The organism is Phenylobacterium sp. (assembly GCF_035944335.1).
Classification (GTDB): domain Bacteria; phylum Pseudomonadota; class Alphaproteobacteria; order Caulobacterales; family Caulobacteraceae; genus Phenylobacterium.
In genome coordinates this window covers 1-6,301 of sequence record NZ_DASZBG010000120.1, presented here as the reverse complement: position 1 = coordinate 6,301, position 6,301 = coordinate 1, and the positions used below count along the sequence as shown (strand labels likewise).

At 69.1% G+C, this 6,301-nt stretch carries 6 protein-coding genes; 3 read left to right on the top strand and 3 right to left on the bottom strand.

What is annotated here, in order from left to right:
• The first annotated feature begins 59 nt into the window (after positions 1 to 59).
• Complete coding sequence (locus VGT80_RS18270; RefSeq protein WP_327458089.1) at positions 60 to 1,562, top strand: phosphomannomutase/phosphoglucomutase; 1,503 nt, start codon at positions 60 to 62, stop codon at positions 1,560 to 1,562.
• A 3-nt stretch (positions 1,563 to 1,565) separates the two neighbouring features.
• Here the strand turns inward: VGT80_RS18270 and VGT80_RS18265 are convergent, their stop codons facing one another.
• Both VGT80_RS18265 and VGT80_RS18260 read right to left on the bottom strand, forming a co-directional pair.
• On the bottom strand, positions 1,566 to 1,958 hold the full coding sequence (locus VGT80_RS18265; protein ID WP_327458088.1) for a type II toxin-antitoxin system VapC family toxin: 393 nt from the start codon (positions 1,956 to 1,958) through the stop codon (positions 1,566 to 1,568).
• On the bottom strand, positions 1,955 to 2,212 hold the full coding sequence (locus tag VGT80_RS18260) for a type II toxin-antitoxin system VapB family antitoxin (protein WP_327458087.1): 258 nt from the start codon (positions 2,210 to 2,212) through the stop codon (positions 1,955 to 1,957). Before VGT80_RS18260 ends, VGT80_RS18265 begins: the two co-directional genes overlap by 4 nt.
• A gap of 123 nt (positions 2,213 to 2,335) precedes the next feature.
• Here VGT80_RS18260 and VGT80_RS18255 point away from each other — a divergent pair, with 123 nt between their 5' ends.
• Entirely contained in the window at positions 2,336 to 3,646 is a 1,311-nt protein-coding gene (locus tag VGT80_RS18255; protein ID WP_327458086.1) for a UDP-glucose/GDP-mannose dehydrogenase family protein, read from the top strand.
• On the opposite strand, the gene VGT80_RS18250 is transcribed toward VGT80_RS18255, so the two are convergent.
• On the bottom strand, positions 3,616 to 4,782 hold the full coding sequence (locus VGT80_RS18250; protein ID WP_327458085.1) for a hypothetical protein: 1,167 nt from the start codon (positions 4,780 to 4,782) through the stop codon (positions 3,616 to 3,618). The genes VGT80_RS18255 and VGT80_RS18250 overlap by 31 nt on opposite strands.
• A gap of 266 nt (positions 4,783 to 5,048) precedes the next feature.
• Here VGT80_RS18250 and VGT80_RS18245 point away from each other — a divergent pair.
• A partial coding sequence (locus tag VGT80_RS18245; protein WP_327458084.1) for an aspartate aminotransferase family protein occupies positions 5,049 to 6,301 on the top strand: 1,253 nt, incomplete at its 3' end.

Genomic DNA, 6,301 nt, shown 5'->3' with positions numbered 1-6,301 from the left:
TGGCCTTGGGGCCGTCCACCGACTAGTACACCGCCCGTAGCCGCTTACCCGGAGCTTCCATGCTGCCCAAACCCCGCGCCGATCTGATCCCCAACAGCCTCGACTACGAGATGATCCCGCTGGTCAAGGCGACGGGCTTTCGGGAGTACGACGCGCGCTGGCTCTATGGGCCGGAGATCAACCTCCTGGGCATCCAGGCGCTGGGCCTGGGGCTGGGGACCTACATCCAGGAGCTCGGCCACCGCCGCATCGTGGTCGGCCACGACTACCGGAGCTATTCGCTGTCGATCAAACAGGCCCTGACGCTGGGCCTGATCGGCGCCGGCTGCGAGGTGCTGGACATCGGCATGGCGGTGACGCCGATGGCCTATTTCGCCCAGTTCGACCTCGACGCGCCGTGCGTGGCCATGGTCACCGCCAGCCACAACGAAAACGGCTGGACCGGCGTCAAGATGGGCGCGCAACGGCCGCTGACCTTCGGCCCCGACGAGATCGGCCGGCTGAAGGAGATCACGCTGGGGGCGACCTGGAAGGAACGGGACGGCGGCAAGCTCACCCGCGTCGACGGGGTGGCCGAGCGCTACATCGCCGACGCCGCGGCGCGCGCCAAGCTCACCCGGCCGCTGAAGGTGATCGCCGCCTGCGGCAACGGCACGGCCGGCGCCTTCGCGCCGGAGGGCCTGCGCCGCATGGGCGTGGCCGAGGTGATCGAGATGGACGCGACGCTCGACTACAATTTCCCCAAGTACAATCCGAACCCGGAAGACAGCGTCATGCTGCACGCCATGGCCAAGGCGGTGCGCGAGCAAGGCGCCGACGTGGCGCTGGGCTTCGACGGCGACGGCGACCGCTGCGGGGTCGTCGACGACGAGGGCGAGGAGATCTTCGCCGACAAGATCGGGCTGATGCTGGCGCGGGATTTGTCCGAGCTGCACAAGGACGCGACCTTCGTGGTCGACGTGAAGTCCACCGGCCTGTTCGCCACCGACGAGGTGCTGAAGAAGAACGGCGCCAGGACCGTCTATTGGAAGACCGGCCACTCCTACATCAAGCGCAAGACCGCCGAGCTGGGCGCGCTGGCCGGCTTCGAGAAGTCCGGCCACTTCTTCTTCAACCCGCCGATCGGACGCGGCTACGACGACGGCCTGGTGGCCGCCGCGGCGATCCTCTCCATGCTCGACCGCAACCCCGGCAAGAAGCTGTCGGACCTCAAGAAGGCCCTGCCGGTCGCCTACACGTCGCTCACCATGAGCCCGCACTGCGCCGACGAGGAGAAGTACGCCGTCGTCGACGACATCGTGGCCGAGTACACGGCGTTCCGTGACGCCGGCGGCAAGATCCTGGGCCGCAGCATCGTCGACCTGATCACCGTCAACGGCGTCCGCGTGGCCCTGGAGGACGGCTCCTGGGTGCTGGTGCGCGCCTCCTCCAACAAGCCGGAGCTGGTGGTGGTGGTGGAGAGCCAGAAGTCCGAGGACGACATGCGCGCCCTGTTCCACCAGGAGGTGAAGCCGCGCCTGACCAAGCGCAGCCAGGTCGGCGCCTACAACCAGGAAATTTGAGGCTCAGGCGAGGACCGACTTGACGTCGGTCTTTGGGAAGTCGTCGCCCTTGAACAGCAAGCCATCGCCTTCAAGCTCTGCCAGGGCGTAGGCGAAGCAGTCGCCGAGGTTGAGGGGGCCTCCGATCCCTTTTCCGAAGCGGGCGAAGGCGCCATACGCCCGATCTGCGTCCTGCAGATCGACCGTGCCGATCCGCAGCCCCAGCCGGTCCATGATGTGCCGGGCGCGATCGACGCCCGGGGACCCTTGGCGGCTGTGGACCCGAACGAGGACTTCCCAGTAGTTCACCGGGCCTATCACCGCACCGCCGGCCCGCTCCAGCGCGGCGCTAAAGCTCGGTTCTTCGGACTCGCCAAACAGAATCGCCAGAACCGCCGACGCATCGACCGCGATCACTTCGGCAAGCCGCTTTCATCATAAAGATCGTCGTCCGTCAGCATCCGGCCGGTCTTCGGCAGAGCGCGGAATTCAGCAAGCAAGCGATCGATTTCGCGCCTGCGGTCCTCCGTGTTTTCACGGCGACGAGCGCGGGCCAATTCCGTCCGAACGGCCGTGGCCACCGCCTCGGTGATAGGCCGACGAGTGAGCGCGGCGAGTTCACGAATGTCGCGCGCCACCTCTTCGTTCCGGATTTGGATGGGCTTTGTCATGATCTAGGAAATTTATCATGATATCGCGACAGCGCCAAGAAATTGCTGTCTGTGTCACCTCGCGCCTAGCGAAAAGCCCCTTCGCGTGCTGAAAGCGCGCTCGGACAGTTCGGGGATTCCTAGATGCACGTCGCCATGATCGGCACCGGCTATGTCGGCCTCGTCAGCGGGGCCTGTTTCGCCGACTTCGGGCACATCGTGACCTGCATCGACAAGGACGCCGGCAAGATCGAGCGGCTGAAGGCCGGCGGCATTCCGATCTATGAGCCGGGCCTCGAGAACCTGGTCGCCCAGAACGTCAAGGCCGGCCGCCTGTTCTTCGCCACCGACGCGGCCGAGGCGGTGAAGGACGCCGACGCCGTGTTCATCGCGGTGGGCACGCCGTCGCGGCGCGGCGACGGCCACGCGGACCTCTCCTACGTCCACGCCGCCGCCGAGGAAGTGGCCCGCCTGGTGGACGGCTTCACGGTGATCGTCACCAAGTCCACGGTCCCGGTCGGCACGGGCGACGAGATCGAAGAAATCGTCAGGCGCGTGCGGCCCGACGCCGAGGTGGCGGTGGTGTCGAACCCCGAATTCCTGCGCGAAGGCGCGGCGATCGAGGACTTCAAGCGCCCCGACCGGGTGGTGGTCGGCACCGACGATCCGCGCGCCCAGGCGGTGATGCGCGAGCTCTACCGGCCGCTGTTCCTCAACGAGACGCCGATCCTGTTCACCGGCCGGCGCACCTCGGAGCTGATCAAATATGCGGCCAACGGCTTCCTGGCCATGAAGATCACCTTCATCAACGAGATCGCCGACCTGTGCGAGGCGGTGGGCGCCGACGTGCAGCAGGTGGCCCGCGGCATCGGCCTCGACAACCGCATCGGCAACAAGTTCCTGCACGCCGGCCCCGGCTACGGCGGCTCCTGCTTCCCGAAGGACACCCTGGCCCTGGTGCGCACCGCGCGCTCGGCCGGCGCGCCGATCGAGCTCATCGAGACCACCGTCAAGGTCAACGACGCGCGCAAGAAGGCCATGGCGGAGAAGGTCAACGCCGCCGTCTCGGGCGAGCTGAAGGGCAAGACGATCGGGGTGCTGGGCCTCACCTTCAAGCCCAACACCGACGACATGCGCGATGCGCCCTCGCTGGACATCGTGCCGGCCCTGCAGGCCAAGGGCGCCAAGATCCAGGCCTTCGATCCGGAGGGGCTGCACGAGGCCCGCCAGCTGCTCCGCGACGTGGACTTCAAGGACAATCCCTACGACGTGGCCGAAGGCGCCGATGTCCTGGTGATCATCACCGAGTGGGACCAGTTCCGGGCGCTGGATCTCGACCGCATCAAGCTGCTGATGAAGCAGCCGGTGATGGTCGACCTGCGCAACATCTACAAGCCCGACGACATGCGCGCCCGCGGCTTCGCCTACGCCAGCATCGGCCGCGCCAGCGTCTGAGCCGACGCCGAATAGAGCCGCCAAAGGATCGCCGCGCTGAGAGCGGCCGCCGGAAGCGCCAGCAGGATCAGGCTCGCCAGCGGGGCGCCCAGCGAGAGCAGGGCTGCGCCCGTGAGGCAGGCGCCGCAGCAGCCGACATCCCAGCCGCCCTCGGTGACCATGGCGAAGCGGAAGGTGCAGGGCGAGGCCTTGCTCATGTTGGAGATCGGAAATCCCAGCGTGGGGCCCAGGAGCGGCATGAGCAGCGCACCCAAGGCATGCGCGCCGACCGCCAGCACAGGCCAGCCGAGGCTCGCCCCGCGCAGCACGACGATGGTCGTGGCCACGGCGTAGGTCACCACCACCGCCCGCCGGCCATGGCCGGCGTCGATGCGATGGCCAAGCGCCAGGCCGGCCGCCGCCCCCACCACGCCCGCCAGCGCCAAGGCCCCGCCGTAGGCCGAGAAGCTCTCCCGCAGGCTCACGAACAGCGCGATCTGCCACATGATCAGCCAGCAGGCGTCGAACCAGCCGTCGGCGGCCATCAGGAGGAAGGCCGCGCGGGCGGCCCTGAATGCGCCGGGCGCTTCGGCCGGGACCTGCACGTCCGGCGCGCCGATCAACGGCAGGGCGGCCGAGGCCTGCACCGCCGCCACGGTCCAGAAGGTCCACCAGGGGCCGAACGCCACCAGCGACAGCGCCGCCGCCAAGGGCGCGACGATCCCGGCCGCCGCCGCCAGGGCCTCACGCAGGGCGATCTGGCGGCCGCGTCGTTCGACGTCCCCGATCGCGGCGTAGTAGGCGTTGAACGGCAGCCAGTAGAAGACATCACCGGCCGCGGCGGCCACGCAAACCGCCACCAGGGCCCAGCCGGGCCCGTGCACCGCCGGCAGCAGGAGATATTGCAGGCCCATCACCCCGCTTCCGAGCATCAGCAGCGGCCGCACGCCCATCCGTTTGGCGAGCGGCAGGAGGAAGGGTCGCACGCAGAGCCGGCCGGTGACGATGGCCGCCTGGGCGAGGAGGACCAAGGGGGCGGCGACGCCGGCCCGCAGCAGGAAGACAAACAGGAACAGGAAGCCCGTTCCCTGAGCGAAGACCATGGTGAGATAGTGCAGGTTGACGCGGGTGATCGCGTCCAGGCGAAGGCGCTTCATCGGATATCCGGAGATAGGGGCGTGACGGGACGCGGGGCGGCGAGGCTCCGGTCAGCGGCGCTGGGCGCTCAGCGGTCGTTCGTACCCATGGCCGGACTCCTTCGTTCGGCGACCCGGACTATGGGATGGGCGTGGGGCGCTGGCAAGCGGCGCTGGCCAAGGCAAGCGTCAGCGGCGGCGGTGTCCGATGGCGCGGACCGGTGGTGTTGTCGGACGACGGAAACTCTGGGACGCTCCGCGGTCCCTGTACCGGGGAGGAGACCGCGATGGCCCCAGACGATATGGCCCATGACGACGCGGCGCAGGCGCTGCCCAACGACCTCTCCGCCTTCTGGATGCCGTTCACCGACAACCGGGCGTTCAAGGCCCGGCCGCGGCTGCTCGCCTCGGCGAAGGACATGCACTATTTCACCCCGGACGGTCGCGCGCTGCTCGACGGGACCTCGGGCCTGTGGTGCGTCAACGCCGGCCATACGCGCGCGCCCATCGTCGAGGCCATCCGCCAGGCGGCGGGCGAACTGGACTACGCCCCCTCCTTCCAGATCTCCCATCCCAAGGCCTTCGCCTTCGCCCAGCGGCTGGCGGCCCTCCTGCCGGCCGGCCTCGACCACGTGTTCTTCGGCAACTCCGGGTCGGAGGCGGTGGACACGGCGCTGAAGATCGCGCTCGCCTATCAGCGGGCTATCGGCCAGGGCGGGCGCACCCGGCTGATCGGCCGCGAGAAGGGCTATCACGGGGTCGGCTTCGGCGGCATCTCGGTGGGCGGCCTGCCCAACAACCGGCGGGCCTACACCCTGCTGCCCGGCGTCGACCACATCCGCCACACCTACGATCCGGCCGCCCACTTCACCCGCGGCCAGCCGGAGGCGGGCGCCGATCTCGCCGACGATCTGGAGCGGTTGGTGGGCCTGCATGGCGCGGAGACCATCGCGGCGGTGATCGTCGAGCCACTGGCCGGATCGGCGGGCGTGCTCGTGCCGCCGAAGGGCTACCTCCAGCGCCTGCGGGCGATCTGCGACGCCCACGGCATCCTGCTGATCTTCGACGAGGTGATCACCGCCTTCGGCCGCCTGGGCGCGGCCACCGCCGCCGAGCGCTTCGGCGTGACGCCCGACCTGATGACGCTCGCCAAGGGCCTGACCAACGCCGCCGTGCCCATGGGCGCCGTGGGGGTTCGCGCCGGCATCTATGAGGCGGTGACGGACGGCGCGGCCCCCGGCATCGAGCTGTTCCACGGCTATACCTATTCGGCCCATCCGCTGGCCGTGGCGGCCGGCTCCGCGACCCTGCAGCTCTATGCCGACGAGGACCTGTTCGCCCGCGCCGCCGGGCTGGAGGGCCGCTGGGAGGACGCGGTGCATGGCCTCAAGGGTGCGCCGCACGTGAAGGACGTCCGCAACCTCGGCCTGGTGGCCGGCATCGAGCTCGAAGCCCGCGACGGGGCGCCGGGCAAGCGCGGCGCCGAGGTCTTCCAGACCTGTTTCGACGAAGGCGTTCTGGTGCGGGTGACCGGCGACAT

Coding starts and splice junctions, on each gene's coding strand:
- VGT80_RS18260 (WP_327458087.1), bottom strand. CDS start 2,212: ATGACAAAGCCCATCCAAATCCGGAACGAAGAGGTGGCGCGCGACATT.
- VGT80_RS18255 (WP_327458086.1), top strand. CDS start 2,336: ATGCACGTCGCCATGATCGGCACCGGCTATGTCGGCCTCGTCAGCGGG.
- VGT80_RS18270 (WP_327458089.1), top strand. CDS start 60: ATGCTGCCCAAACCCCGCGCCGATCTGATCCCCAACAGCCTCGACTAC.
- VGT80_RS18250 (WP_327458085.1), bottom strand. CDS start 4,782: ATGAAGCGCCTTCGCCTGGACGCGATCACCCGCGTCAACCTGCACTAT.